At 67.2% G+C, this 26,803-nt stretch carries 26 protein-coding genes, 2 tRNA genes and 1 pseudogene; 12 read left to right on the top strand and 17 right to left on the bottom strand.

Annotation, left to right across the window (positions count from 1 at the left end):
• The coding region (locus tag AWC31_RS37685; protein WP_207626457.1) for a hypothetical protein at positions 1 to 293 on the bottom strand (293 nt) is incomplete at its 3' end.
• A gap of 95 nt (positions 294 to 388) precedes the next feature.
• On the opposite strand from AWC31_RS37685, the pseudogene AWC31_RS30265 reads away from it, so the two are divergent.
• A pseudogene (locus tag AWC31_RS30265) lies at positions 389 to 720 on the top strand (transposase); the annotation flags it as partial.
• On the opposite strand, the gene AWC31_RS30270 reads toward AWC31_RS30265, so the two are convergent.
• The 4 genes from AWC31_RS30270 to AWC31_RS30285 are packed head-to-tail and all read right to left on the bottom strand — an operon-like array spanning position 668 to position 6,266.
• Positions 668 to 1,453, bottom strand: coding sequence for a copper chaperone (locus AWC31_RS30270; RefSeq protein WP_085148384.1), 786 nt, complete (start codon positions 1,451 to 1,453; stop codon positions 668 to 670). The pseudogene AWC31_RS30265 and the gene AWC31_RS30270 overlap by 53 nt on opposite strands.
• Entirely contained in the window at positions 1,453 to 2,946 is a 1,494-nt protein-coding gene (locus AWC31_RS30275; protein ID WP_085148389.1) for a tyrosinase family protein, read from the bottom strand. Before AWC31_RS30275 ends, AWC31_RS30270 begins: the two co-directional genes overlap by 1 nt.
• A 9-nt stretch (positions 2,947 to 2,955) precedes the next feature.
• Entirely contained in the window at positions 2,956 to 4,272 is a 1,317-nt protein-coding gene (locus AWC31_RS30280) for an MBL fold metallo-hydrolase (RefSeq protein ID WP_085148392.1), read from the bottom strand.
• Positions 4,269 to 6,266: a S8 family serine peptidase gene (locus AWC31_RS30285; protein WP_133060233.1), complete on the bottom strand. Its 1,998-nt coding sequence runs from the start codon at positions 6,264 to 6,266 to the stop codon at positions 4,269 to 4,271. Before AWC31_RS30285 ends, AWC31_RS30280 begins: the two co-directional genes overlap by 4 nt.
• Before the next feature lie 201 nt (positions 6,267 to 6,467).
• On the opposite strand from AWC31_RS30285, the gene AWC31_RS30290 reads away from it, so the two are divergent.
• Entirely contained in the window at positions 6,468 to 7,085 is a 618-nt protein-coding gene (locus tag AWC31_RS30290) for a mycothiol-dependent nitroreductase Rv2466c family protein (protein WP_067847406.1), read from the top strand.
• On the opposite strand, the gene AWC31_RS30295 is transcribed toward AWC31_RS30290, so the two are convergent.
• Genes AWC31_RS30295 through AWC31_RS30330 form a run of 8 tightly spaced genes read right to left on the bottom strand, consistent with a single transcriptional unit; the run spans position 7,082 to position 14,356 of the window.
• Entirely contained in the window at positions 7,082 to 8,035 is a 954-nt protein-coding gene (locus AWC31_RS30295; RefSeq protein ID WP_234817050.1) for a sugar kinase, read from the bottom strand. The genes AWC31_RS30290 and AWC31_RS30295 overlap by 4 nt on opposite strands.
• Positions 8,036 to 8,037: 2 nt before the next feature.
• Positions 8,038 to 8,646 (bottom strand): bifunctional 4-hydroxy-2-oxoglutarate aldolase/2-dehydro-3-deoxy-phosphogluconate aldolase, encoded by a 609-nt coding sequence (locus AWC31_RS30300; protein ID WP_085148402.1) that lies wholly within the window; start codon positions 8,644 to 8,646, stop codon positions 8,038 to 8,040.
• Positions 8,643 to 9,779, bottom strand: a complete 1,137-nt coding sequence (locus tag AWC31_RS30305; RefSeq protein WP_085148406.1) for a mandelate racemase/muconate lactonizing enzyme family protein — start codon at positions 9,777 to 9,779, stop codon at positions 8,643 to 8,645. The genes AWC31_RS30300 and AWC31_RS30305 overlap by 4 nt, the downstream gene beginning before the upstream one ends.
• 37 nt (positions 9,780 to 9,816) lie before the next feature.
• Positions 9,817 to 11,406: an N-acyl-D-amino-acid deacylase family protein gene (locus AWC31_RS30310; RefSeq protein ID WP_085148409.1), complete on the bottom strand. Its 1,590-nt coding sequence runs from the start codon at positions 11,404 to 11,406 to the stop codon at positions 9,817 to 9,819.
• Positions 11,407 to 12,135: an amino acid ABC transporter ATP-binding protein gene (locus AWC31_RS30315; RefSeq protein WP_085148412.1), complete on the bottom strand. Its 729-nt coding sequence runs from the start codon at positions 12,133 to 12,135 to the stop codon at positions 11,407 to 11,409.
• Entirely contained in the window at positions 12,132 to 12,839 is a 708-nt protein-coding gene (locus tag AWC31_RS30320; protein ID WP_085149862.1) for an amino acid ABC transporter permease, read from the bottom strand. Before AWC31_RS30320 ends, AWC31_RS30315 begins: the two co-directional genes overlap by 4 nt.
• On the bottom strand, positions 12,839 to 13,501 hold the full coding sequence (locus AWC31_RS30325; RefSeq protein ID WP_085148414.1) for an amino acid ABC transporter permease: 663 nt from the start codon (positions 13,499 to 13,501) through the stop codon (positions 12,839 to 12,841). The genes AWC31_RS30320 and AWC31_RS30325 overlap by 1 nt, the downstream gene beginning before the upstream one ends.
• 33 nt (positions 13,502 to 13,534) lie before the next feature.
• Positions 13,535 to 14,356, bottom strand: coding sequence for a transporter substrate-binding domain-containing protein (locus AWC31_RS30330; RefSeq protein ID WP_085148417.1), 822 nt, complete (start codon positions 14,354 to 14,356; stop codon positions 13,535 to 13,537).
• 196 nt (positions 14,357 to 14,552) lie between these two features.
• On the opposite strand from AWC31_RS30330, the gene AWC31_RS30335 reads away from it, so the two are divergent.
• From AWC31_RS30335 to AWC31_RS30350, 4 genes are all read left to right on the top strand, one after another.
• Positions 14,553 to 15,242, top strand: coding sequence for a GntR family transcriptional regulator (locus AWC31_RS30335; RefSeq protein WP_067847381.1), 690 nt, complete (start codon positions 14,553 to 14,555; stop codon positions 15,240 to 15,242).
• A gap of 61 nt (positions 15,243 to 15,303) precedes the next feature.
• Entirely contained in the window at positions 15,304 to 16,698 is a 1,395-nt protein-coding gene (locus tag AWC31_RS30340; protein WP_085148420.1) for a purine-cytosine permease family protein, read from the top strand.
• Positions 16,695 to 17,141 carry a nucleoside deaminase gene (locus AWC31_RS30345; protein WP_085148424.1) on the top strand — a complete coding sequence of 149 codons (447 nt, stop codon included), beginning with the start codon at positions 16,695 to 16,697 and terminating at the stop codon, positions 17,139 to 17,141. Before AWC31_RS30340 ends, AWC31_RS30345 begins: the two co-directional genes overlap by 4 nt.
• On the top strand, positions 17,138 to 18,097 hold the full coding sequence (locus AWC31_RS30350) for an isopenicillin N synthase family dioxygenase (RefSeq protein ID WP_085148427.1): 960 nt from the start codon (positions 17,138 to 17,140) through the stop codon (positions 18,095 to 18,097). Before AWC31_RS30345 ends, AWC31_RS30350 begins: the two co-directional genes overlap by 4 nt.
• Here AWC31_RS30350 and AWC31_RS30355 read toward each other — a convergent pair.
• Positions 18,053 to 18,979 (bottom strand): aldo/keto reductase, encoded by a 927-nt coding sequence (locus AWC31_RS30355; protein ID WP_085148430.1) that lies wholly within the window; start codon positions 18,977 to 18,979, stop codon positions 18,053 to 18,055. The genes AWC31_RS30350 and AWC31_RS30355 overlap by 45 nt on opposite strands.
• Before the next feature lie 86 nt (positions 18,980 to 19,065).
• Between AWC31_RS30355 and AWC31_RS30360 the strand changes: the two genes are divergently transcribed.
• The 4 genes from AWC31_RS30360 to AWC31_RS30375 are packed head-to-tail and all read left to right on the top strand — an operon-like array spanning position 19,066 to position 22,664.
• Entirely contained in the window at positions 19,066 to 19,623 is a 558-nt protein-coding gene (locus AWC31_RS30360) for a TetR/AcrR family transcriptional regulator (RefSeq protein WP_067847366.1), read from the top strand.
• A gap of 18 nt (positions 19,624 to 19,641) precedes the next feature.
• The gene (locus tag AWC31_RS30365) at positions 19,642 to 20,121 is read left to right on the top strand and encodes a ribose-5-phosphate isomerase (RefSeq protein WP_067847363.1); all 480 of its coding nucleotides are present in this window, start codon (positions 19,642 to 19,644) and stop codon (positions 20,119 to 20,121) included.
• Positions 20,122 to 20,124: 3 nt separating this feature from the next.
• Complete coding sequence (locus tag AWC31_RS30370) at positions 20,125 to 20,919, top strand: Fpg/Nei family DNA glycosylase (RefSeq protein WP_067847361.1); 795 nt, start codon at positions 20,125 to 20,127, stop codon at positions 20,917 to 20,919.
• Between the two features lie 53 nt (positions 20,920 to 20,972).
• The gene (locus AWC31_RS30375) at positions 20,973 to 22,664 is read left to right on the top strand and encodes a cation:proton antiporter (protein ID WP_085148433.1); all 1,692 of its coding nucleotides are present in this window, start codon (positions 20,973 to 20,975) and stop codon (positions 22,662 to 22,664) included.
• An 81-nt stretch (positions 22,665 to 22,745) separates the two neighbouring features.
• Here the strand turns inward: AWC31_RS30375 and AWC31_RS30380 are convergent, their stop codons facing one another.
• The 3 genes from AWC31_RS30380 to AWC31_RS30390 form a co-directional block, all read right to left on the bottom strand.
• Positions 22,746 to 23,531, bottom strand: a complete 786-nt coding sequence (locus AWC31_RS30380) for a hypothetical protein (protein ID WP_085148436.1) — start codon at positions 23,529 to 23,531, stop codon at positions 22,746 to 22,748.
• A gap of 52 nt (positions 23,532 to 23,583) precedes the next feature.
• The gene (locus tag AWC31_RS30385; protein ID WP_085148439.1) at positions 23,584 to 24,765 is read right to left on the bottom strand and encodes a serine hydrolase domain-containing protein; all 1,182 of its coding nucleotides are present in this window, start codon (positions 24,763 to 24,765) and stop codon (positions 23,584 to 23,586) included.
• A 243-nt stretch (positions 24,766 to 25,008) separates the two neighbouring features.
• Positions 25,009 to 25,082: transfer RNA gene (locus AWC31_RS30390), tRNA-Gly, on the bottom strand.
• Positions 25,083 to 25,206: 124 nt separating this feature from the next.
• Here AWC31_RS30390 and AWC31_RS30395 point away from each other — a divergent pair.
• Positions 25,207 to 25,280 (top strand) — tRNA-Pro (locus AWC31_RS30395).
• A 41-nt stretch (positions 25,281 to 25,321) separates the two neighbouring features.
• Complete coding sequence (gene tig / locus AWC31_RS30400) at positions 25,322 to 26,752, top strand: trigger factor (RefSeq protein WP_085148442.1); 1,431 nt, start codon at positions 25,322 to 25,324, stop codon at positions 26,750 to 26,752.
• The last annotated feature ends 51 nt before the right edge of the window (positions 26,753 to 26,803 follow it).

A 26,803-nucleotide genomic window follows, 5' to 3' on the forward strand; every position in this document is an offset into this window, starting at 1 on the left:
CGCGTGTCGGGTAAAAGAGGCGACCGGATCGTGATGGCTCTGTCGTCGGCGGCGCCGCAGGTAGACGACGGAATCGTTGTAGCGGTTGGCCAGACTGCTTCCTGTTGGATGACATGTGCGACGTCGACAAGGTCGTCCAGATCCAACGCCGCGCTCACGAAAGGTTGCCCCCGCGGGACCAGTGGGTCGACTGCCTCCAGCATGGGGCCGGTGACCAGCCCGACGAAGTCCTGCGTGGGCCGCGATGCGACACACGTCAGTCCCGACCGCATGGAGCCCGGTTGGCCGAGCATCCGTGCGCCTGGTCGCTTCCCGGGACCTGCAACCGAGAGAACTGCGCCGTCGAGTAGATGCGTTCGCCGACGGGGCTGCAGAACGGCTCGCAGGTGTGATCGCGGCTCCGGCGTGGGTGGATCGCTGCGGCACCGGTCTGGCCGACATCACCGGTGACCAAGGCCTACTTGGCCAGGTCAACGGCCGGACCTCGGCGGTGATCGACTGGCTGGCGGGTCAGGATCCCGATTGGCGGTCCCAGATCACCCACGTGGCCATCGATCTGTGACCGGCCTACGCGCGGCCGCCTGCGAAGCGCTGCCGCATGCGACCGTCATCGTCGACCGATTCCATGTGGTCAAGAAGGCCAACGACATTTTCGTCGCCATATGTGTCAGGGCAGCGGCATCTCGGTGCTCAAACCCCAGACGTACACGGCGCCCGCGATAACGACGAGGCCGACCGCCTCCAAGGGGCGGCCGGCGCGCTGTGCCGGATTCGGGCCGCGGGCGCGTTCGGTCAGCAGCAGCACCGTGACGCAGGCCATGACGATCAGGCTGTGCCCGACAGCCATCACCGCCATCACCGGCCCACAGGTCAGCAGACACTTCGTGCCGTAATTCCATCCGTCGGCCACGCAATCCCGGTCGGCGCGCCATCCCCGCACATTGACGAACCCGCTGCCCCGGCACCGTGCCAGCGCCCTGCGACGCACCGGATACACCTGCCACAGCGCGGCGATGAGCAACACGACTGGAACGGCTTGCGGCGGTGCGCCGTCCGGCCACACCGCCGCGACGGCGACGATCGCGACCAAACCGGCGACCGCCCACACCGACAGATAGCCGACGAGATACTCGCCGATCGCGAGATGTCTTCTGCGCCAAAGGCTTGCCAACGCGATACGGCGCGCGCCCGCCGCGGCCAGCGGGAACATCATGGCCACGGCCATCACCGTCCACCACAACCACGTCGATGCGAGCGTGTTCGGTGCCTGATCCGGCATCGGCGCACCGGGCATGTGGTGACCGTGCGCGTGGTGGTCGGTTGCCGCGACCGGATGCGGCATCGACCCGGCCACGTGGTTGGCCACCAGCAACACCATCGCCGCGCCAGCCACGACGTACACCCAGGTCTGCGGCGCACGGGCCAGCCGGTCGTGGACCGCCGTCGTGACCATCAGGCGACCAGGACGACGATCCGGGCCGCGTGCAGATCGGGGGTGACGGGTGCCGCACCCGCCGCGATCGCGTCGAGAGCTGCCTGATTCGAGGTGGACGGAACGAGCGGGACGAACGAGACCCGCAGATTGGCCGGATCCCACTGCCCGGCATCGGCGAGCGCGTCGCGTACCGAGGAGATGTCGAAAACCGCGTTCAGTCCGGTGCCGTCGTGGTCGTCGGTGCCACGGCTGGCCTCGGGAACCCCGAACGTGGTGAGGGTGCCGGCGCGGCGCTCCGGGTAGTCGGGCGGCGACGCGCCCTCGGGCACATTGACGTAGACGTCGTAGGCAGGCGCGGCGATGGTCCCGGTGATGCCTTCGAGTCGGAGCAGCAACCGCTCTGCCACGGCCCGTTCGCCGAGTCCGATGTCGGCGGGTTCCGACATCGCGACGTCGACGCGCTCATCACCCACCATCGGCACGTCGACTGTCGCGCCGATCACCTGTGGCGGCAACGGCGGTATCGGCTCGCCCTCACCCAGACCCAAATCGATTCGCCCTCCTCCCGCGGGCTCCGGTGGCTGAAGTCCGCTGGGTGGCTTGACGTTCTCATACTTGTAGCCCAACGCGGTGGTGTCCAGGACGTCGCCGATCTCCCGCGTGACAGTGCCCCCACCGGGTTTGGGGAACGAGAACTTCGTGCGCATCCACGCCGGGTCGCCGGTCGGGTTGTGATGGGTGTCGTCGGCATCCAGCCAGACCTGCCACAGCCGGTCGATGTTCGAGTGGTGCAACCAGAAGATCGGGTCGAGTGCGGCGGTGCCGAAGTTGCCCATCCAGCCGAACCGAATCGGGTTTCCGATGGCGTCGTAGTCGTTGCCGACGAGCACGTGCACCAGTCCGTGGGGGACACCTTCGAGCAGACCTTGCTCACCGCCGTTGTAGGCCGGGGTGGCGCGTTCGCCGCCGCCGAAGGTCTGGATGCCGTCGGCGGTGTTGAACAACGGGGTGCCCAGGGCCTCGATCAGGGCCGGTTTTCCCGGCTCGACGAATGCCAGCGGATCGCCGGAATTGGCGGGCACCGAACGCATATCGGTGAACAGCGCGTTGCCTGGGGTGTTCTCTCGAAAGGCCGGGGGCAGCACCGCCTTGTCCTCGTCGTCGGGATCGATGGCGTACCAATAGGGCAGCGACCAGTCGTCGTCATCGAGGAAGTGCTGCACGATTTTCTCGAACGCGCACAGGTACATTCGGTGCCACGCGAGAAAGAACCAGCTGCCGTGCTGGCAGTTGCTCCAGAATCGGTTGCTCGTGTCGGGCCCGCCCGGTGGCCGGTTGCGGCCATGGATCGCGGCCTGAAAAGTCCACGACAGCGGATCGGTGGGTTTACCGTTGCCGGGCGGATCGAGTTGTCGCATCGCCGCCACCGCGTCGCGGTACTTCGTCAGTTCCTCAGGCCATTCGGCGCCGGCCGCGGTGGTCAATGCCCACACATCCTTGCGAATTCTCATGACATCACCTCAAAACTCGATCGTGTGGAAGTTCTCGTCGTCGGCCAGTACCCGAACGGACACCATGTCGGGGTGGTCCTGTTCGGCCGCGGTGGCCTCGGCGATCGCGTCGCGCATGACGGCGCGCTTGGTCCTCGAACCCGGCCGTGTCTCCGAGCTCGTGAACCACACCGTGAACGGGGAGGACGGATCGGCCTTCATGCGGGTTTCGATGATCGTCCGCACCACCGACGGATTCGGATTCCCCGACGCGCCGTCACCGCAGAGGACGTAGTGCTCGGCCAGCACGCGTTCGGCGAACTTGGCGCTGACATTGTGCTCGGCGCCGTGGTGCTGAACCTTGAGGACGTTGCACCGGAATGGTTCGCGGCCAAGGAGTTTGGCGGCTTTGAGGCCATCGATGATCTCCGGTTCGGCGGCGTCGCCCGTGAGCAGGCAGGTGCTGCCGTTCTCTTCGGCCAGTACGACGATCGATGCGCGGTTGGGTACGGTCACCTTTGACGCGTCGGCCTCTTTGATGATCTCGGCCCGGGCGGTCACGTCTTCGATCAACGCGCGCGATGCGTCGATCGCCATCTCCAGCGGGATGCCGCCGATGTCGAGCGCCGGGCCGCCACCGCGTGTCACCCCCGCTGCGCGGCGCGGCAGCGCGTCGATCAGGACCTCGAACTTCTTCCGCAACTCGTCAATGTGGTGTTTGGCGGGGCCCAGCACGCTCAGTTTGAGTGCCCCGAGCTTCTCGACGTGAATCGGCCTGCGCAGCAGCACCATTCCGTCGAAAGGTGCATTGAACGGGATCGGCACGCGGGAGCGGTCCAGCTTGTTCATCAATTCCTCGCCCTGCTGCACACTGGCCGCCAGGTTCGACAGTGTGAGCGCCGGCTCCGTCATGTCGGAATTACCGACGCCGAGGGAGAGTTCGACTGCCGACGCGACGGCTTGTGCCAGGTTCCCCGCCGGGTCGGCGAGTTCGCCGAGTTGGCTTCGCCACGAGTTGTGCCAGATACCCCTGATCTCAGGCGGTTTCGGGAGAGTGGGTTGTCGCAGCACTTCGCCTTCTTCGGCATGCGCCATCTGGTGCTCGAAACTGGCCCACTTCTCGACCGCATCGAGAAGGGGGAGTATGCCGCTGATGTGGTCCGCGTCGATGTGAGAGACCACGACGAGATCGATCGCCTTGTTCTCGGTGACGAGTCTGTCGAGTGTGGGCTGCGTGCATCGCTTGAAGCTGGATGACCGTCCACCGTCGACGAGAACCCGGTGTCCGCGGCCGGATTCGAGCAGTAGACAATCGCCGTCCGTGGCGTGAAACGCGAGTAGTTTCATTTGCCGGCCTTCGCTTTGTAGCTCGTGGCGGCTTCGACGCAGCCCGCCGGGTTGATCAGCCCGAAGCCCGCGTCCTTGCGCCAGTCGAAGTCGTATCCGATGAGCGGTGCCGAGGTCGCTCGGATGATGCCCTGGATCTGGGCGGCGGTGAGGCGCGGGTGTGCCGCCAACATCAGCGCCGCGACGCCGCACACGTAGGGACTCGCCATGCTGGTGCCTGTCATCGCGATCCACTCACTTCTCGGGTGGAATCCGCACGCTGCCACCACGTCGGTACCGTCCGCCCCGATGTCGGGTTTGCACCGGCCGTCTCGAGTGGGGCCGCGGCTGGAACTGACGTTGACCTTCTCGCCGTGTACGTCGATGTTGGCCACCGCGATCACCCGATTGGGGCACGCCAGGGAGTTGATCATCGAGTCGTCGGTATAGGAGCCAGGGGCGAAGTACGACGGGAAGTCCCACAGATTCCCGCTGCCGGGCCGGCGGCGTGCGTCATCCCGTTCGATCCACGCGTGAAATGTGCCGTCGCGCACGACGATTCCGCGCAGCCGGACCGTCCATTGCCCAGCCGTGATCGGCTTCGGTTGTGGTATGGCACCGTTGACCGGGCGCGGGTATCTGGGCGAGAGGATTACCGATATTCGATTCAGCCCGTTCTCCGGATAGTAGCTTTCGTTGACGATGCTGACGCGCGTCCCGTCGCCGAGGCGTTTGTTGATCGCTTTTCTCGTGGGCTTGATGTACTCGCTCCATGTCCCGCCGGGCGGCCTGATCGCCACTTCGAACCTGTCCTGTGCCTCGTACCAGATCTCCATTTCGTTCTCCGAGACATCGGCGACATGGTCGGTTCCTTCGACAATCCAGGCGAGATCGTGTGGCAAACCGGCCTTCCGGAGCTTTCCGCTGGCATGGATCCGTCCTTTGATGAAGCCCCGGTCTCCGTCGCCGGCGGCCTCGGTCTGACCCGAGTTACCGCTCGCCACGGCGACGGCGCGGCCGCGGGTCGACAGTGCATGGTCGATCCACTGGGCCGTGGGACTCGTGGAATCGTGCGCGTGGCCGTTGGTGCCGAGGCTGATGTTGATCGACACCGGCAAGGGCTGCTCTCCACCGAGCTCGGTAGCGAGATCCAACAGATAATCGACGGCGTCGGTCACGCGTGTCGAATCGTAGAAGCTCGTCGCGGCGTTCTCGGACTGCTCGCTCAGGTCGATCAACACGGCTGCCAGCCGGGCATTACGGGCCACACCGCGGTTGCCCGCGGCGATCGAGGCGACGTGTGTGCCGTGCGATCCTGGCACCATCTGCGACTGGGGCTCGAGTGAGGTGGCCGCCATCCGGCGTACGGGCGCCGCGTCGATCGCCGCGTCCATGTGGCGCTTGAGGATCAGTGAACCGTATTGATAGCCGTCTTTGTCGCCGGCGCGAGACGGGGGTGGCGGGCGCGTGACGCCGCCCTGATCCCAGATCGCCTCGAATCGCGTATGGCGTGTCTCGTCCAGAAAATCGGGGTGGGCGAAGTCGAACCCGTGGACGTCGATGATCCCGACAAGAACGCCCTCGCCGTTCTTGTGTTGCTGCTGGCATTTCGTGACCCGTCGAAGTTGCGGGTCGGGAGCGCTGTCCAGCCTGGCACTGGTGGGTTTCGGCGCGCTGAGACTCAATCCGGTTTCGACGTAACCCACGTGACGGATGGCCGCGAGGGTCGCGACATCTCGGGTGTTCACCTCGACCATCGCGGTGTTGGACTTCCACCTCACGCGCCGCGCGGTCTGGGCGATCGCCTCGGCGACCGCCCGCGCGCTGTCATCGTCCAATTCCGCGTCGACGTGGACGTAGACACTGATCATCGTCTCGCCCGGGCTGCTGGCATCGAGGGCGACCGACGGGCACTGTCGCGCTCGAGCGCTGTTCGTCGGCTCCGATGTCTCTGCGATCACCTCGACCCGGGGTGCCAGCCCGGATGTGGCCGGCTTTGCATCGGCGCCGATCATGCGTGCCTCCTCTGCCGACCCGACGAGTGAGGCCACGATAAAACCGGACAAGGCCTGCGCGAATGAGTAGTTGACTACTCGTTTTCCACCCCCTCGACACCGCGTGCCGGTTGCGCGACGCCGATGACGGGAACAGGGTGAGGGTGCATGGAGTTGTGCTGGACGGAGTTCTGTCCAGTTCGGATCGAGAGGACGCGTTGAATGGCCAACAAGGATGGCAAGAACACCGCAGGTTTCTGGTTCGACCCGCTGTGCCCGTGGTGCTGGATCACGTCGCGTTGGATCCTCGAAGTCGAGAAGGTGCGCGACATCGAGGTGCAGTTCCACGTGATGAGCCTGGCCGTGCTCAACGAGGGCCGCGATCTGCCCGAGGAATACCAAGAGGCGATGAAGAAGGCCTGGGGTCCGGTCCGGGTCGCGATCGCCGCCGAGCAACTCAAGGGCCCCGAGATCCTGTCGCCGCTCTACACCGCGATGGGCTTCCGCATCCACAATCTCGAGAACAAGGACTTCGACGAGGTGATCGCGCAGTCCCTCGAGGAGGTCGGCCTGCCCGCCGAACTCGCCGAGGCCGCCACGACCGACAAGTACGACGAAGCCCTGCGCAAGAGCCACCATGCCGGGATGGATGCGGTGGGCGAGGACGTCGGCACACCGACCATCCACGTCAACGGCGTGGCGTTCTTCGGCCCGGTCCTCTCCCGCATCCCGCGCGGCGAGGAGGCGGGCAAGTTATGGGACGCGTCGGTGACGTTCGCGTCGTATCCGCATTTCTGGGAGCTCAAGCGCACCCGCAACGAGCGCCCGGAATTCGACTAGCGGCGCACCGGGTCCGCCGCACCCGCGCGTAGCCACCGCAGGTCGTCGCGCGTGGGTGCGGATTCCCAGTCGCCTTCGCCGGTGCATGCGAATGCCCCGCAGGCCAGCGCGGTGTCCAGACACAGTCGCGGATCGGCGCCCTGGGCGCGCTCTGCCAGCCATCCGGCGACGAACGCGTCACCGGCACCCACGGTGTCCACCACCGGGACCGGCACGGCAGGCGCCGAGTGGCGCCAACCCACGGTGGCGGCCATCGCGCCCTCGGCGCCGCGCTTGACCACCGCACACTCGACGCCCATGCCCAGCAGGGCGTCGAGCTGCCGGTCGGGTGTCTCGACGTCGGTCAGCAGGTGTGCCTCGTCCTCTCCGGCGAACACGATGTCGGCTCGGCGCGCCAACTCGCGGTAGGCGGCCGCGGCGGCGTCGCGGTCGGCCCACAGCGCGTCGCGGTGGTTGACGTCGAACGACACGGCGGCGCCTGCCGCGGCGGCAAGGTCTATCGCGGCGTGCGCCGCAGCCAACGGGCCTTTGCCCAGTCCCGCTGAAATCCCGGTGATATGAAGGATTTTCGTGTCGCCCACGACGGTGGCCGGGATGTCACAGGGCTGCAGACGGGTGCCGGCGTGCCCGCGGCGGTAGTAGCTGATCTGCGATGCGCCCGGATGGGGTCGCTCTTTGATCATGAGGGCCGTCGCGGCGTCGTGGTCGAGCGCCGGGAAGGTGTGGACGGCCTCGGCGCGCAGTTCGCGCAGAATCAACTCCCCGAGACTGTCCGCGCCGATCCGCCCGATCCAGGCCGCCGACCCGCCCAGACGGGCGACGCCGATGGCGACGTTGCTTTCCGCGCCACCGAATCCCAGGCGCAGCGCGGGGTTGTGGTGCAGGCGGCCGGGCCGTGGTGCGGTCAGCAGCCCGAGACTCTCACCGATCGCGACAACGTCGAAACTCATCGTCACACCCCCGCGGCCACGGCGACCGCGTCTCGAGCCGCGGCGGCGACCGCGGCAGCACCGTCGGCCGCGCGTGCGGTGATCCAGCTGCCGCTCACCGCGAAAACCGCCTGCTGGGACAGGAATCCGGCCATCGAAGCGGCCGTGACACCGGCCGACGGCATGAATCGGACGTCGGGAAACACCGCGGCGTAGGCGGTCAGCAGAGCCGAGGCATCGACGGCCGCGGCCGGGAACAGCTTGACCCGACGCAGACCGAGACGTGCCGCGGCACCCACTTCGGTCGGGCTGAGCACCCCCGGAATGATGGGCAGCCCGGCATCCGTCACGAACCGGACCACGTCGTCGTCCAGACCGGGTGACACCACGAACTGTGCGCCCGCATCGATCACCTCGCGGGCTTGGGGGACGGAGCGGACGGTTCCGGCGCCGACCAGGAGGTCGCCGCGCGCCGACAGCCGGCGGATCGCGTCGAGGCCGTGCGCGCCGCGCATCCCGACCTCGACCACGGGCAGGCCGCCCTCGACGAGTCCGTCGCCGATCACGTCGATGTGACTCGGCTCCTGCACGGTCGCCAGCGGGATCACCCGGTGATCGAACACCTCACTCATCGCGCATCGGCGAATGTCGGGCGAGTGCCGTAGCGCTCGAGCGCAGCCCGGTCCAGCGTGACGCCGAGCCCGGGCCCGTCCGGCACCGCGAGCATGCCTTCGTTGTCGAGATCCCATCCGCCGCTGACGAGTTCGTCGATGTAGGCCGATCCGGTCTTGTACTCGACGAAGTCGGTCGCGGCCAGTGCTGAGGCCAGGTGCAGATCGGCGGCCAGACCGATCGCGGTGTTCCAGCCGTGCGGTATGAGCCGCACCCCGCGGTCCTGCGCGGCCCAGCCGATCCGTCGGGATTCGCTCAGGCCGCCGCCTTTGGTGGTGTCGGGTTGCACGATGTCGAAGGCCCCCGCATCAAGGAACGGGAGGAACGTCTGCCGACGGGTCAGCACCTCGCCGCCACTGATCGGCACCTTGGAATGCCGTCTCAACTCCACGAAACCGTCGACGTCGTCGGGTGCCAGCGCCTCCTCGAACCACGCGACGCCGTAATCGGCCAGCATGTCGGCCGTGCGTTTGGCCCACGACAATCCGCCGGGGAAGAAGGCCTCTGAACCACCGGCGTCGACCGCCAGTATGTGATCGCCGACGGCTTCACGGGCCGCGGCCACCGTGCGCTCGTCGGTCTCGCTGTCCACGCGGCCGAACTTCCACCAGCCGATCTTGAACGCCGTGAAGCCCTGATCCGCCAGCTGCGACAGGTTTTCGGTCATCACCGGCGCCTCGTCCATGAGCACCGAGGCGTACGGGCGGACCCGGTCCCGGTAGCGGCCACCGAGCAGCCGTCCGACCGGTTGCCCCAGCGCCTGGCCGGCCAGGTCCCACAGCGCGATGTCGATGGCGCTGGTCGCGTGGGTCAAGGAACCGCCGCGCCCCATCCAGAACGCGCTCTGGTGCAGTGTCTCGGTGAGCCGCTCGGCTTCCAGCGCACTCTGCCCGATGAGTTGCGGTGCAAGAACATCCACGGCGGCGGCCACCAAACCCTCGGTCGTGAAGGCACTGCCGATGCCCACCTGGCCGCTGTCGGTGTGGACGGCGACCAGGGTGTGCACGACGTCGTCGGGACGCAGTTCGTTGGACCAGCCCCCCTCCGGGGTGGCGCCGCGCAGCCCGCACGTCTGAATGCCGGTGATTTTCATGTGGTTTGGTACTCCTCGGGATGATATGGCCGAGCGGTCACGGCCGGTGGGTGAGCATGAGTCCGGGCCTGCGGCCCGTGTGGGTGGCGTCGGTGACGACGGGTACGCCGTTCACCCAGACGTGGCGTGCGGCGTCGGCGTATCGGGTCGGCAGCGTCCAGGTGTCGGTGCGGGCAACGATCTCGGGATCGAATACGACGACATCGGCGAACGCGCCCGCGCGCAATTCACCCCGGTCGCGCATGCCGAAGTGTGCGGCGACCATCCCGGTCATCTTGTGGATGGCCGTCTCCAGCGACAGCGTGCCCGCCGGCACGTGATGAGCCAGGTAATGCGTATGCCCGTGGTAGAACAGCGGATTGCGGGTCCGGCCCTCCAGCGCGCCGTGCCGGCATGTGGTGAACGCGTCGACCCCGAGCAGGAAGTGGTCGTGCGCGATCGCCTCGGCGAGATGGCCCGCGGTGAACAGGTCGCCGATCAGCTGCACGCTGCCCATGTCGGCGCCCGCCGCGGTGAGGATGTCGAACAGGCACTCCCATTCGTCGGCGCCGTGCTTCTCGGCAATCTCGGTGAACGACAGGCCTTCCCAGTCGGGATGGGCGGGACTGACACCGAGCCGCACGCGGTGCCACTGGCCGCGGTGCACGAACCGCCAGTAGCGGTCGCTGTCGCGGCGCACCCGGTCGCGGACTTCTCGGTCCTTGAGCAGCTCGGCGGCCTCTGCGCCGGGGCGTTCGGCCAGCCATGCCGGCAGCAACCCGGTGGCCATGCCGATGCCGTGCGGGTAAGGGGTCATGTCGGCCAGCACATCGGTTCCGCGCTGTCGTTCGGTGACGACGCGCTCGGCCGCGCGTTCCCAGGCGCCGGGTTCGGCCCCGGTGTCATGGCGCACGTTGAGGTGCGACAGCTGAGCCCGCACGCCACCGCCGTCGACGACGGCGAAGAACTCGTCCACGGCGGTGTCGAGACCGGCGTCGCGGTTGCGGATGTGGCTCGCGTACATGCCGTCGCGCCTGCCGACCACCGAGGCGAGCGTCACGAGTTCCTCGGTCGGCGCGAAACGTCCTGAGCCGTACTCCAGCCCGCTCGTGAAACCGATCGCGCCGGCCTCCATCGACTCCTCGAGCAGGTGGACCTGCCCGCGGAGTTGGTCATCGGCCGACCGCGCGGCGGAGCGAATCGCGGTGTGCCCGACGAACCACATGAGGTTCTGGGCCGTCTGACCGGAGTGCACGCGCTGCACGAGATCGCCGAAGCTGCGCCAGTCGACCGGGCCGTCGTAACCCATGGCCTGCAGGGCGCCTGTGGTCGCGTCGACATCGTCGTCGCCGATCGGGGCATAGGTGACACCACAATTGCCGACCACCTCGGTCGTGACACCCTGATGAATCGTGCTGAACGCGTCGGGATTGCCCAGCACCGACCAGTCGCTGTGGCTGTGCGGATCGATCAGCCCGGGCGTGATGATCATGCCGGTGCAGTCCAGCGTGCTGACCGCCCGCACGTCGGGCGACAACCCGACGAAGGCGATGCGGTCCCCACGCAGCCCGACATCGGCACGGCGCGGGGGAGCCCCGGTGCCGTCGACGATCTCGGCGCCCGTCAGCAGGTAGTCCAGGGCAGGCATTCAGAGCACCTTGCTCAGGAACTCCCGGGTACGGGTTTCCTGCGGTGAACTGAACAGCGATGCCGGACTGGCCGTTTCGACGATCATGCCCTTGTCCATGTACATCACCCGGTCGGAGACCTCGCGGGCGAATCCCATCTCGTGGGTCACCACGACCATCGTCATACCGTCGGCGGCAAGGTCTTTCATCACCGCCAGCACCTCGCCGACGATCTCGGGGTCCAGCGCCGAGGTCGGTTCGTCGAAGAGCATGATCTTCGGGTCCATGGCGAGCGCGCGGGCGATGGCCACGCGTTGCTTCTGGCCGCCTGACAGCGAATCGGGATAGACGTCGGCCTTGTCGGCCAGACCTACTCGCCCCAGCAGCGTGCGGGCTCGTTCATCGGCATCGGTCTTGTTGCGCCCCAGCACCCGTCGCGGCGCGAGCGCGATGTTCTCGATGACGGTCATGTGCGGGAAAAGGTTGAAATGCTGGAACACCATGCCCACGTCACGGCGCACCACGGCCAGGTCGGCGGTCTTCTCCTGGGGCCCCAGCGTGTGCCCGTTGATCACGATCGTGCCGTGCGACGGCCGTTCCAGGCCGTTCATGCAGCGCAACAGCGTGCTCTTGCCCGAACCCGACGCGCCGATGATGCACACGACTTCGCGTTCGGCCACCCGACACGAAACCCCGTGCAGCACTTCGGTGTCGCCGAAGCTCAGCCGCAGTCCATCGACATCGATCATTTGTTCGCTCCTGTGGTGAGGGTGAGGGTGTCGCCGACCGCGGGCGCCTTGACGTGAATGCCGAGCCGTCGTTCGTAGCGGCGGCCCAGGGACGAAAGCGCGTAGCAGATGACGAAATAGCCGGCCCCGACGATGAGGTAGGTGGTGATCGGATCGGCGGTCAGCGAGCTGACGACATTGCCTGCGCGGGTCAGCTCGATGAGCCCGATGACCGCGACGAGCGAGCTGTCTTTGATCAGGATCACCAGGAAACCGACACCGGGTGGCACGATCACCCGTGCTGCCTGCGGCAGGATGACCCACCGCATGCGTTGCGCGTAGGACAGTCCGAGTGCGTCGGCGGCCTCGAACTGCCCGCGGGGGACCGCTTGGATGCTGCCACGCACGAGCTCGCCGATGTAGGCCGACGCGAACACCGACAGCGCGATCACGGCGGCCCAGTACTCCGAGAGGCTGCTGCCGGGGGCCAGCAGCGGTATTCCGAAGTAGACGAAGAAGATGATCAGCAACACCGGGATGCCGCGTATCACCGCGACGTAGATGGCGGCCACCCATCGCAGGGTGCGGATGGGGCCGGTGGACATCAGCCCGATGACGATTCCCAGGATGCCGCCGAAAAGAACTGACAGCGCGCATATCTGGAGCGTTACAAGCGCCCCGTGCCAGATCAATGACAGATGTTGGGTGCCGAGTCCCTCGAACATCACGCCACCTTCCACTTGATGAACCGGGTTTCGACGATTCGCGACAGGCTCGCGATGAGGAATGCGACCGCGAAGTAGAGCAGGCCGCCGACGGTGAACGCCTCGATGGTGCGGAACGTGGTCGAGGTGATTCCCATCATCACGTGCATCAGGTCGGGCAGGGATACGACCGACGTGATCGACGAGGCCAGAAACAGCAGGATGGTTTGATTGGTGATGGCCGGCAGGACATTTCGCATCGCCGGTGGAAACAGCACACGCCAGAACGTGTCACGTGGGCTGAGCCCGAGTGCCGCGCCCGCTTCGCGCAGGCCTGCGGGTACGGACTGAAAGCCGGCGCGATAGATCTCGGCCATGTACGCCGCGTTGTTGATGCTGAGCGCGAGGATGCCCGCCGCGACCGGGTCGAGGTTGACCCCGGCCTGCGGCAGCGCGAAGTAGACGAGGTAGAGCTGCAACAGCAGTGGGGTGTTGCGGATGATCTCGATGTAGGCCGACGACGCGGCCCGGAAGACACTCACCTGGGAGGTGCGCCCGGCGTAGAGCAGGATTCCGAATGCGCCGCCGACAATCGCGGCGACCAGGCTCACCCCGATGCTGACCGCGAGACCTTTGAGCAGTGCCGGGAGGTAGGGGATCAGGTCCCCGTAGTAAAGCTGCATGTGTTGTCCTGAAAGATGTTGGGATGCAGCGAGTTACTTGATGAGGTCGGGGACGTCCATGCCGAGCCACCGGTTGTAGGACTCATTGGCGGCCTTGCTGATGTTGTAGTTCATGATGAAGTTGTTCAGGTAGTTGAGCCAGAGCTGGTCGCCCATCTTGACGCCGAAGGACACGAACGAGGGGGCCAGCGCGGGAGCGTCGAGCACGCGCACCGCGGCGCCCTCGCTGGCCCGGATGTCGGCCACCACTGCGGTGCTTTCCATCAGGGCGTCGACCTTTCCGCTGCGCAGCGCCTGGATGGAGTCGGCCACGGCCTCGAACAGGCTGGGCTTGGCCTGCGGAAACTCCGCCTCCAGGATCGTGGCGGGCACACTGCCGCGCGTCGCGGCGACCGTGCGGCCGGCGAGGTCGTCGTAGCTGCGGATCGGGCTGTCGGCGGGTACCACGACGAGCTGGCCTTCGGACGCGTATGGCCTCGTCAGCGCCACCACCTGGGCGCGTTCGTCGAGGTTGGTCAGTGCGGCGATGACGACGTCGGCCTTGCCGGTCTCGAGCATCGGAATCCGGCTCGCGTTCGTGGTGCTGACGAATTCGACTTCGGCGCCGAGTGATTCGGCAAGTGCCCGCGCCTTGTCGATGTCGAAACCTTCGTACTCGCCCGAGCTGTTCATCACGCCGTACGGCGGTGCGTCGGCGAAGACGCCGACGGTGAGCTTCTTGGTGGTCAGGACTTTCGACAAGACGCTGTTCTGGGATGAGGCGGGGCCGGCCTGGTCGGAAGATGTACAGCCCGCCGTGATCACCGCGGCGGTGGCGGCGAGCGCGGCGATCGCCGCACGGATACCTGTGCGCATGAGTGTCCTTTGTTCGGGGGAGGTTTCGGCTACCGGATGGGCGTTTGTCCGTCGGTCCGGAGCCGGGATGGCGTGGATCAGAGATTATCTATAATCTGTAATCAACGCAACAGTGCGTCGTGTTTGTCATCTGGCCGCCGAACGCGGCTGCATAGGATTAGGGCGGCGGGCAACCGTCGTGAAGGGAGAGATACGTATGACGGAGGACGTGTTGGGGGCCATCGAACCGCTGGCCGCCGCTGCCCCGTTCGCTTCCTCGCGGCGGCATCAGATCGCGGACTGGTTGCGCGAACAGATCGTGAAAGGCGTCTTGGCTCCGGGTGCTCAGCTCAAGCAGGACGTCCTGGCCGCGCACCTCTCGACGAGCCCGGGGCCGGTGCGAGAAGCGCTGCGCCAGATGGAAAGTGAAGGGCTGGTTCATCACATCCCCAACCGCGGGGCGTTCGTCGCGGCGGTGAGTGCCGATGAATTGCTGGGCGTGTTACTGCCGGTGCGGCTCGCCATCGAGCAGTTCGCGGTGGAGAAGGCCAGCGCCGCCCCCGCGGTGCTCGCCGAACTCGGGCGCCTCGTCGAGCTCATGGACAAGGCGGCGCTCGTCGATGACCTCGAACAGCTCAACGAACTCGATGTGCAGTTCCACGAGACCATCGTCAAGAGTGCACATTCCGAGCACGCCATGCAGCTGTGGACCAGCGTGCAGCCACGCATCCGGATGCAGATCCACCGGCTCGCCAAACGACATGACAGCCCGTTCGCGATCCCGGAGGAGCACCGCGCGCTGCTCGAGGCGATCACCACCGGAGGCCCGGACACCCGGCGGGCCGCTCTCGACGACCACATCGTCGCGAGCGCGCGGCAGTTGCTCGCGGCTGCCCAGCCGGACTGACCGCGACCGTATTGTCGCGTTCAGGTTGCGTTACACCGCGGTTCACGCCACGGTGTAACGCATGAATGCGCCCGAGCCCACCACCGACGGTTCCTATCGCGACCGCATCGCAGCCGTCGAGCCGGGCGGCAACGAGTACATCGCCGAGGCCGACCGGCACGGGCGCCCCAGCCAACTGCTGTGGACGTGGGCGTCGCCGAACCTCGAGTTCGCGACCATCTTCCTCGGCGTGCTCGCGGTCTCCTATTTCGGCATGAACTTCTGGCAGGCCGCGGCGGGCATCATCGTGGGCGCCGGCCTCGGCGCGCTGGCGCACTTCTTTCTCTCCGCGCGGGGGCCGCAGCTCGGGGTGCCGCAGATGGTGTTGGGGCGCTTGCCGTTCGGCTTCCGGGGGAATGCGGTGCCATCGGTGCTGATGGCGGTCACCGCAGGCGTCGGCTGGTTCGCCACCAACAGCGTCAGCGGAGCGTTCGCGCTCTCGACGCTGTTCGGGATCGGCCCGCTTCCGGCGCTGGTGCTGGTGGTCGCGGTGCAGACCGCGCTGGCCTTCTTCGGCCACAATCTGGTGCAGGCGTTCGAGCGCTGGGCGTTCCCGGTGCTCGCGGTGATCTTCGCGATCACCTCGGTGATCATCATGTCGAAAGCCGATCTTGGTGCGCCCGCGGTCGACGGCGGCGTCGGCGGACTCGGCGGCTTCCTGCTCACGGTGGGGACCACGTTCGGCTATGTCGCGGGCTGGGCGCCCTATGCCGCCGACTTCAGCCGCTACCTGCCGAGCACGGTGTCACCGGTCCGCACCGGCCTGTTCGCCGCCACCGGGCTGTTCTCGGCGTGCACGATCCTGGCGATCGTCGGTGCGGCCTCGGTGACCATCGTGACGGCGCCGACGGACAACCCGACGGACGCGTTCACGAGCTCGCTGCCCGGGTGGCTGGCCGGCGCCACGCTGCTGGCCATCGCGATCGGGGCCATCGCCGCCAACGCGATCAACGTCTACTCGGCAGGCATGGCGTTCGTCACCACCGGCGTCAAGCTGCCCGCCCACATCGCGCGGGCGCTGGCCACCGCATTCTTCGGGGTCGCCGGATTCCTCGTCGCCTGGTGGGCGTTGGCCGATGCCGCCACCAGTTACAAGGGCTTCCTGTTCCTGATCGCTTATTGGGTCGGTCCCTGGCTGGGCGTCGTCTTCGCCGATCAGTATCTGCGCCGCGGTCACCGGGTCGACGGATTTCTCTATGACCGCGATTACTCCAACTGGCCGGGGCTACTGTCGTTCCTGATCGGTCTGGTGGTGTCGGTACTGCTGTTCTGTAACCAGGAGTTGTTCGTGGGTTATGTGGTCCGGGCGCTGCCCGAACTCGGTGACATCGGTTTCTTTGTCGGATTCGCGCTCGCCGCGGGTTGCTATCTGGCGCTGTGCCGCACCAAGGTCCAAGCTGAGAAGGTGGCAGTGTGACGCCGGAACAGATGCTCGACGTCGCCGTCGACGAGGCCCGAAAGGGTTTGGCGGAAGGCGGTATTCCGATCGGGGCGGCGTTGTTCACCACCGACGGGGTGCTGCTGGGTAGCGGGCGCAACCGCCGGGTGCAGAACGACGACCCGTCGGTGCACGGCGAGACCGACGCGTTCCGCAACGCCGGCCGCCAGCGGGACTACCGGTCCACGGTCATGGTGACGACGCTCTCGCCGTGTTGGTACTGCAGCGGCCTGGTGCGTCAGTTCAACATCGGCGCGGTGGTGATCGGCGAGGCCAAGACATTCTCCGGCGGCCACGACTGGCTTGCCGAAAACGGTGTGAAGATCACACTGCTCGAGGATCAGCGGTGCGTGTCGATGATGGAGGAGTTCATCGCGGCACGGCCAGAACTATGGAACGAGGACATCGGGGTGGCTGAATGAGTGCCATTGCGACAGTGGACATATCGCGCTGGTATGCCGGTGGTGCCGAAGCGGACGCCGTTGCCGCCGAGGTCGACGCCGGCCTGCAACGGGCCGGCTTCATCGTGGTCACCGGCCACGGTGTGGACACCGACCTGGCGGCCCGGGTGCGTGCGGCGAGCCGGGAGTTCTTCGCGCTGCCCACCGAGGTCAAGCAGCGCTACTCGGTGCCGGTCGGTGGGCACGGCTGGATCGGGCCCGGTGCCGAGGCCAATGGCTACGCAGAAGGCACCGAGACGCCACCGGACCTCAAGGAGAGCTACAGCCTTGGCGCCGAGACCGCGACCGGCGACCCGGATGTCGACCGGATCTGGTTCGCGCCCAACGTGTGGCCGGCCGAGGTACCCGCATTGCAGCCGCTGGTCGCCGAGTACACCGCGGCGATGCGCAAGCTCTCCGACGACCTGCTCGCGCTCTTCGCCCACGCGCTCGGGCTTTCGGTGAATCCGTTTGTGGCACTGGCCGACCGGCCGACGTGGACGATGAACATCAACCACTACCCGCCCGTGAGCGTGGTGGGAGAGCCCGAGCCCGGCCAGTTCCGGATCGGGCCGCACACCGACTTCGGCACCGTGACCGTACTGGACCGCGAACCCGGCGCAGGCGGCCTGCAGGTGTACTCGGAGGCCGAGGGCTGGGAGGACGCACCGTGGGAGCCCGGTGCGCTCACGATCAACATCGGCGACCTTCTCGAATACTGGAGCGGCAGGCGCTGGCCGTCGGGACGCCATCGCGTGCTGCCACCGCAACCCCATGCGCCGGAAGAAGATCTGGTGTCGCTGATCTACTTCTACGAGGCCAACCACGATGCGTTGGTGACACCGCTTGAGCCGCCGGTCGGCCGCGTATCGGGCCTGGAGCCCGTGACGTCGTCAGCGTTCATCAAGGAACGCCTCGACGCCATCACTGTGGGGTGACGCACCCGCCCACACCGCGTCGAGTTCGGCGAGGTGATCGGCCGACAGGCTGATGTCGCCGGCGCGCAGGTTCTCTTCGAGGTGTTCGACGGACGTGGTGCCGGCGATCAGCAGCGTGTTGGGTGCGTGCGCCAGCAACCAGGCCAACCCGACCTGGGCGCCACTGGCACCGAGGTCGCCCGCGATACGTTGCACCACAGGGTTTTCCGCGACCTTCGGAAAGCCCGGGAACGCCGAGCCGAGCGGGAAGAACGGCACCCACGCGATGTCGTGTTCAGCGCACAACGCCAGCTCGGATTCGCGTTCGCGGTTCAGCACGCTGTAAGCGTTCTGTACGCACACGATGCCGGACGGCAGTGCACGCCGCAGGGTGGCGAGATCGACATTGCTGATGCCGATCGCGCCGATCTTGCCCTCGTCGCGCAGCGTGATCATCTCGGCCAGCTGATCGTCGAGGTCGACGATCTGGTCACCCTCGGCGATCACGCCGGGCCCGATGTCGGCGCGCCGCAGGTTGACCACCGGGATCCGGTCGAGGCCCAGCTGGGTCAGATCGAGTTCGACGGCAGCACGCAGTTCGGCAGGGTGCTGGGCCAGTGCGAGCGGGATCCGACCGGTGGCGGGCCGCGCGCCGACCTTGCTGACGATGACGAGGTCTTCGGCGTACGGCGACAGCGCGTCATGGATGCGGCGGTTCACCTCGCCGTCGTCGTAGAACGACGCGGTGTCGATGTGGTCGACGCCGAGTGCCACGGCGCGGCGCAGTACCGCAACGGCATCGGCCTGGGGGAGTTGATGCCCGAGTCCCATGGCGCCGTAGCCGATCCGCGCGACCGCGTGCCCGCCCAGGGTGCCGATGCCGCCGGGGTGCGATGTGCCCATGATGTGCTCCTGACCTGCGATACTGGAAACCGATGCGGAGGGGCCTCCGCTTCTTGCCACGATAACAAAACGGAGGTGCCTCCGCTATGGCGGAACGGGCTGATGCGAAACGCAACCGCGAGCGGCTTCTCGCGGCAGCTTCGGCTGCGTTCGCGGCCGCGGACGGCGTCGTCACCCTCGAGGCGATCGCTCGCGACGCCGGCGTCGGCATCGGCACGCTGTACCGGCATTTCCCCAGCCGCGAGGCGCTCATCGAGGCCGTCTACCGAGCCGAGCTCGCCGAGGTGTCGGCCTCGGCTACCGAGCTTCTGGCCTCCCACCCGCCCGCGGTGGCGCTGCGCCGGTGGATGAACCGCTACGCCGAGTTCGTCGCGGCGAAGCGGGGGATGGCCGAGTCGCTTCGGGCGGTGTTCGAATCCGGCGCGGTCGATCACAACGACACGCGGGCGAGCATCTTCGGGGCGGTCGAGCTGCTGCTCGAAGCGGGGGCGGCGGACGGCAGCCTGCGCGCCGACGTCCGTGCCGAGGACGTGGTGTCGAGCCTGCTCGGGATCTTCCTCGCGAGCGGCTCGGCCGAGCAGGCGCAGCGAATGCTCGACCTCCTGGCGGCCGGCGTCAGAGCGGGCGCGGAGCCGGACCGCTGACGCGTTAGGGTTACCGCCATGCGCGTCTACCTCGGTGCCGATCACGCCGGACTCGAATTCAAGAAAACGATCATCGAGCATTTGGAGAAGACCGGCCACGAGCCGATCGACTGCGGGGCGTACTCCTACGACGCCGACGACGACTACCCGGCTTTCTGCATCGCGGCCGCCGAGAAGACCGTGGCCGATCCCGGCAGCCTCGGCATCGTGCTCGGCGGCTCGGGCAACGGTGAGCAGATCGCCGCGAACAAGGTGCCCGGCGCACGTTGCGCGCTCGCGTGGAGTGTCGAGACCGCGAAGCTCGCCCGTGAGCACAACAACGCGCAGCTGATCGGTATCGGCGGCCGCATGCACACCACCGAGGAAGCGCTCGCGATCGTCGACGCGTTCCTGTCCACGCCATGGTCGGAGGCCGAGCGTCACCAGCGCCGGATCGACATCATGGCGGAATACGAGCGCACCCACGTCGCGCCCCCGGTTCCGGGCGCCCCGGCCTGACACGTGCCGGAAGGGCACACCCTGCACCGGCTGGCCCGGCTGCATCAACGCCGCTTCGGCCGCGCCCCCGTCGCCGTGTCCAGCCCGCAGGGCCGGTTCAGCGACGGAGCCGCCGCGGTCAACGGCCACATCCTCAAGCGTGCGTCCGCCTGGGGTAAGCACCTGTTCCACCACTACGACGGTGGCCGCGTGGTCCACATCCACCTCGGGTTGTACGGCACGTTCACCGAGGCTCCCGTGCCGTTGCCCGAACCGATCGGCCAGGTGCGGATGCGGATGATCGGTGCCGAGTACGGCACCGATCTGCGCGGTCCGACCGTCTGCGAGCTCATCGCCGAGCCCGAGATCGTCGACATCGTCGCCAAACTCGGGCCCGACCCACTGCGGGCTGACGCCGATCCTGCGTTGGCCTGGAAGCGAATCACCAAGTCCCGCAGGCCTATCGGAGCCTTGCTGATGGACCAGGCGGTGATCGCCGGCGTCGGCAACGTCTACCGCAGCGAACTGCTGTTCCGCCACCGCATCGACCCGCACCTGCCCGGAACCCGGTTGGACCAGGCCGAGTTCGACGCGATGTGGACCGACCTGGTCGAGCTGATGAAGGTCGGGGTGCGCCGCGGCAAGATCGTCGTCGTGCGGCCCGAACACGACCACGGTGCACCGTCGTACCGGACGGGGCGACCTCGCACGTACGTCTACCGCAGAGCGAGCGAGCCGTGCCGCGTGTGCGGGACGCCGGTGCGCACCATGGAGTTGGAGGGCCGCAACCTGTTCTGGTGCCCCACCTGTCAGGCCTGAGCCCGCCATCGGCCCGTCCGGCACGTCACGGAGTTTGACGGGACAATCTCGGGGTGGAACTGATCCTCGTTGTCGTCGGAGCCATCGTCGTCACGGCCATCGCGCACCGGCGCGGATTGGAACCCGCGCTCATCATCGTCGTCATCGGCAGTGCGGTGTCGTTCCTGCCGGAGTTCGAACCGCCCGAACTGGATTCGCACATCCTGCTGACCGTGGTGTTGCCGCCGCTGCTCTATTCCGCCGCGCTGGACTTCTCGTTCCCGACGTTCCTGCGCAACATCCGCCCGATCCTTGGCCTCGGTGTCGGCCTCGTGGTGGTGACGGCCTTCGCGGTCGCCGCGGTGTCGTCGTGGTTGGTGGTGGTGCCGTTGACATTCGCGACGGCGCTCGTGCTCGGCGCCATCGTCGCGCCACCCGACGCGGTCACCGCCGTCGCGGTCGGACGCAAACTCGGTCTGCCCAAACGGGTCATGGCGATCCTCACCGGCGAGAGCCTGATCAACGACGCCGCGGCGCTCACGCTGTTCTCGATCGCGGTCGCTCAGGTCGCGGGCAGCCACACCTTCATCGAAAACCCGTTCCTGTTGTTCGGTTACAGCGCGACCGTCGGACCCATCGTCGGTGCGGTGCTCGGCGTTGTGACGTTGTGGATCCGCAAGCGGCTGGCCAACCCCGGCCTGGAGACCATCCAGGGTCTCGTGGTGCCGTTCGCGGCGTTCCTCGCGGCGGAGGAGCTGCACGCATCGGGTGTGTTGGCGGTCGTGGTGGCCGGATTCGTGGTCGGCAACGGAAATCTGGGCGCGGGTTATCAGACCCGGCTGCAGGAGCGCTATGTGTGGAACTCGGTCGACGTGCTGCTGGAGGCGTTCGTGTTCGCCTACATCGGACTGCATCTGCGGTTCGTGCTGGAGGATCTTCGGCAGGCCCACGAGTCGCTCGCCGAGGTCGCGGTCGCGTCGACCATCGTGCTGTTGATCGTCCTGGTGATCCGGCCGCTGTCGGTGTTCGCGATATTCGGGCGTAACAAGCTGTCCCGGCACATGGAGAACAAGTTCAGCGTGCCCGTCCCGATGCGCGGCGGCCGCGGCGCGCTCGGCGTCAAGCCGCGCAGCAAGCCGAAGGCCAAGTGGCGCACCATGATCGATCGACGGGCGCTGAGTTGGCGCGAGAACGTCGTCGTGTCCTGGACGGGGATGCGCGGTGTGGTGACGCTCGCCGCCGCGGCGGCCATCCCGGCCACCACCGTGACGGGCGAACCGTTCCCCGAGCGCGCCACCATCCAGGCGATCGCCTTCGTGGTCAGCGTCGGCACGCTGTTGATCCAGGGTTGGTCACTGCCGTGGCTGATCCGGCGCCTGCATCTGTCGCGGTTCTCCGACGATCACGCGGCCGACCGCGAAGAGGAACTCAAGGCCGAGCGCGTGGTCCACGACGCCGCGGACGTCGTCCTCGCGGAGTTTCTCGCGAACCCGCCTGCGGGTTTGAATCCTCGCGTGGTCGCGGAGATTCACGCCATGATCGCCCGGCACTCGCAGGACGCCGACGAGATGCCCGACCCCGACGCCCTCACCAAACGGGCCGCGGTGTTCTCGGCGCTCTACCGCGAGGTGCTGTCCGCGCAGCGGGCCGCCCTCATCGCCGAGCGCGATGCCGGCCACATCGAAGACGAGGCGGCGCGGGCCATGCTCGAACGCCTCGATCTGCAGGAGGCGGGGGTGTCCGCGCGGCTCGACAGCCGGTTCTGATCGTCTCGCGAGCAGACGCTGCGGTACCCGAAAACGCGTGCTGACGGGTACTTACGCGTCTGCTGGCGCAAGGAACAGGCGTCAGAAGCCGCCGAAATCTCCACCGAAGTCGCCGCCGCCATCCCAGCCACCGGTGTCCATGCCGCCCCAGTCACCGGCGCTGTCGCCGCCGTCCATCCCGGAGTCCTGCCCGGCCGCGAATCCGTCGGAATAGCCGTCGCCGTAACCGCTTTCGAAGCCCTGCGCGCCGTAGTCAACACCGTGCATGCCTGAGAACAGTGCGTCGAACAGCAGGACCGAGCCCAAACCCCAGGCGCCGGCGATCAGCGCGGGCTTCCACCACGGCTCGGAGTACCAGCCCGCGGGCACCGGACGCCCGGCGACCCGGCCGCCGGGGTAGTAGTTCGGCGTGCGCTGCGACGGCGTGGGGGATGCCTCGATCTCACGGCCCTCGAAGTTGATGCGCCGGTCCTCGGTGACCGCGCCCGCGGTGCGCTGGCCGGCCAGCGACTCCAGTTCCGGCCCCGGATCCATACCCATCGCGGTGCGGGCCGCGCGGACGTAGTACAGGCCCTCGATCGCGCTTTCCTTGGCGAGTTCGGCCTGCTTGACGGTCGTGGCCTGGTCGATCTGGGACGACGCGGCGGTGTAGCGCTCCGACGCGTCGGCAAGCGCCTGCTTGGAGGCGTCGTCGCTGCCGGTCAGGTTGAGCACCTGCCCGCCGAGCCGCTCGATGAGGCGCCGCGCATCGGCCTTGGCGTCGGCCAGGGTTTCGGCCGAGCGGCCGTTCGCCTTCGACGAGCTGTAGACCGCGAAGGCGATCGCGGCGATGACGAGGATGATGAGTACCAGCACGAAGCCGTTCATGGCGTCCAGCGTACCTACAGGAAACGGGGTTTCCGGGTCTGTGAGCAGGCCCTTAAATTACGCCCAGAGCTGAGTAGACCTCGTTGGACAGCGCGACCGTTCGCGGATCGGCATTGCACTTCGTGGCGTCGAAATAGTTCATCACGTACGCGTAGCCGATCCGGTGCTCGAGATCGACGAACGCGAACGAACCGCCCGATCCGCCGTGGCCGAATATGCGGGTGTTCGGGCCCGCCACGCCGCGCTGATTGAGCATGTAGCCCAGGCCCCAACCGTGGTCGGCGACCCGCGGGCCGAGCACCACGTCGGTGTCGAACCCGCCCTGCGAGACCCGGCACAACTCCATGTGCTCGCGGCTCAGCAGTTTCTCCTGGGCCAGCGCGTTGTAGAACGTCGCCATACCCAACGCCGACACGTGCGCGTTGGTGCTGGGGAACTCGGCCGACCGCCAGTTGTCGAGACTGTGGACGCCGAGCTCGTCGTCGGGCACGAAGTTCATCGACACCGCCCAGCCGGCCATCGGGTGTGCGTCCAATGTGTCCGGCGGTACGACGAACCCACTGTCGGCCAGCAGCCCCTGCACCGTCGGCTTGTTGACCATCTCCGCGCAGCGGTGGTGTTCGGCAGCAGGAAGCCCGATGTGCACGTCGATGCCGAGCGGCTCGGCGATCTCGGTGCGCAGGTACTGGCCCAGCGTCCGGCCGGTGACCCGGCGGATCACCTCGCCGAGGATGAACCCGAACGTGACCACGTGATAACCCTGCGCGGTGCCGGGTTCCCACCACGGTTCGGCGGCCGCGATGCGCTCGCACACGCTGTCCCAGTCCGTGACCTCACGCCAGTCCATCGGTTCACGCGGGCCGATCACTCCCGACCGATGCCCGAGGACCATCGCGATGGTGATGTCGTCCTTGCCTGCCTGCGCGAACTCGGGCCAATACCGGGCGACCGGAGCGTTCAGGTCGAGCTCGCCGCGGTCGGCGAGTAGGTGCACGCACGTGCTGGTGAGGCCCTTGGAACCGGAGAAGACGCTGGCCAGGGTGTCCTCGCGCCAGGGACGGGTGCCCGCGGCGTCGGCCCGGCCACCCCACAGATTGACCACCAGGTCGCCCTCGACCCACACCGCGACGGCGGCGCCGATCTCACCGCGCTCGGCGAAGTTCTGCTCGAACGCGTCGCGGACGGCGCCGAACTCCGGTGCGCAGCTGCCTGCGATGGTGCTCATCTCGGGCATTCGACTCCTGCACGGGTGTGGCGGCAATGGGCGCGTTTTCGACGTCGACGCGCGCCGTCGGTTTCAAGATCGCTCGGGGATCCCCGCCTGTTACTCAATGTAAGGGCGCGTCCAGCACGACGCAGCCCCGCTGTGCCGATCGAAAGGTGTTCGAGACGTGCCCGTGACCGGGGTGGGCGCGCCGGTCGGTCAGGCAACGAAGTCGGCCGGCAAAACAAAAACCGCCCGGTATGGGCGGTTTGTTGGAGCGGGCGACGGGAATCGAACCCGCGTAGCTAGTTTGGAAGACTAGGGCTCTACCATTGAGCTACGCCCGCATGTGCACCAGCACTGTACCGGTGCGCCCCGAATCAAATCCAATTGAATGCTCCGTGTCGTCAGCACGTAGTATCTCGCGTGGTCCTTTTCGCGGGCGTGTCGGCCGGCGGATCGACCAGGACACGGGGTGTAGCGCAGCTTGGTAGCGCATCCGCTTTGGGAGCGGAAGGCCGCAGGTTCAAATCCTGTCACCCCGACTCACCCGTCAGTACGACAGAACTATCTAGGAGCAAGAAGAGTGAAGAGCACCGTCGAGCAGTTGAGCCCCACGCGGGTGCGGATCAATGTGGAGGTGCCCTTCACCGAGCTTGAGCCGGACTTCGATCGCGCATTCAAGGAGCTCGCCAAGCAGGTCCGGCTGCCCGGTTTCCGCCCGGGCAAGGCTCCGCGCAAGCTGCTGGAGGCCCGCATCGGCCGCGGCGCCGTGCTGGAGCAGGTCGTCAACGACGCGCTGCCGTCCCGCTACAGCGAGGCCGTCTCGACCCAGGACGTGAAGCCGCTCGGCCAGCCTGAGATCGAGATCACCAAACTCGAGGACAACGAGGAGCTGGTGTTCACGGCCGAGGTCGACGTCCGCCCCGAGATCACGCTGCCCGATCTGGAGGCGCTGAAGATCACGGTCGACCCGATCGAGGTCACCGACGAGGAGGTCGACACCGAGCTGCAGAACCTGCGGGCCCGGTTCGGCACCCTGACCGGTGTCGAGCGCGGCGCGCAGGACGGTGACTTCGTCTCCATCGACCTGTCGGCCACAGTCGACGGCAACGAGGTTCCCGAGGCCGCCACCGAGGGCCTGTCGCACGAGGTCGGTTCCGGTCAGTTGATCGAGGGCCTCGACGACGCCATCAAGGGTCTGAAGGCCGGTGAGTCCAAGGTCTTCACCACCAAGCTGGCCGCCGGTGAGTACGCCGGCCAGGACGCCGAGGTCACGGTGACCGTGAAGTCCGTCAAGGAGCGCGAGCTTCCCGAGCCCGACGACGAGTTCGCTCAGCTGGCAAGCGAATTCGACACGATCGAGGAGTTGAAGAACAACCTCACCGATCAGGTGCGCCGGGTGAAGAGCGTCCAGCAGGCCGAGCAGATCCGCGACAAGGCGATCGAGGCGCTGCTGGAGCAGACCGAGGTTCCGCTGCCGGAGAAGATCGTCCAGGCCCAGATCGATGAGACCCTGCACAACGCGATCCACGGCCTCGACCACGACGAGGACAAGTTCGCCGAGCAGCTGACCGAGCAGGGCAGCAGCCGCGAGGAGTTCGACACCGACAACCGCAGCAACGCCGAGAAGGCCGTCAAGACCCAGCTGCTGATGGACGCCGTCGCCGACAAGCTCGACATCCAGGTCGGCCAGAACGACCTCACCGAGCGGCTCGTGCTGATGTCGCGTCAGTACGGCCTTGAGCCGCAGCAGCTGATCCAGATCCTGCAGCAGAACAACCAGCTGCCCGCAATGTTCGCCGACGTGCGCCGTGGCCTGACCATCGCCGCGGTGGTGCACGCCGCCACGGTCACCGACACCGACGGCACCGTGATCGACACCACGGAGTTCTTCGGCCCGTCGGGTGAGCAGGCCGCCGAGGGCGCCGACGAGGACGCCACCGAGGCGGCCGACGACAGCGCCGAGGACTCCGACAGCGACAACGCCGACGAGGCCGACGACACCGCCAAGTGACGCTGTGAGCGAACGCGGGCCTCTACGGGCATGCGCGGCGGCCCAGGTTGG

The organism is Mycolicibacterium wolinskyi (assembly GCF_002101965.1).
In the GTDB taxonomy this organism is placed as follows: domain Bacteria; phylum Actinomycetota; class Actinomycetes; order Mycobacteriales; family Mycobacteriaceae; genus Mycobacterium; species Mycobacterium wolinskyi.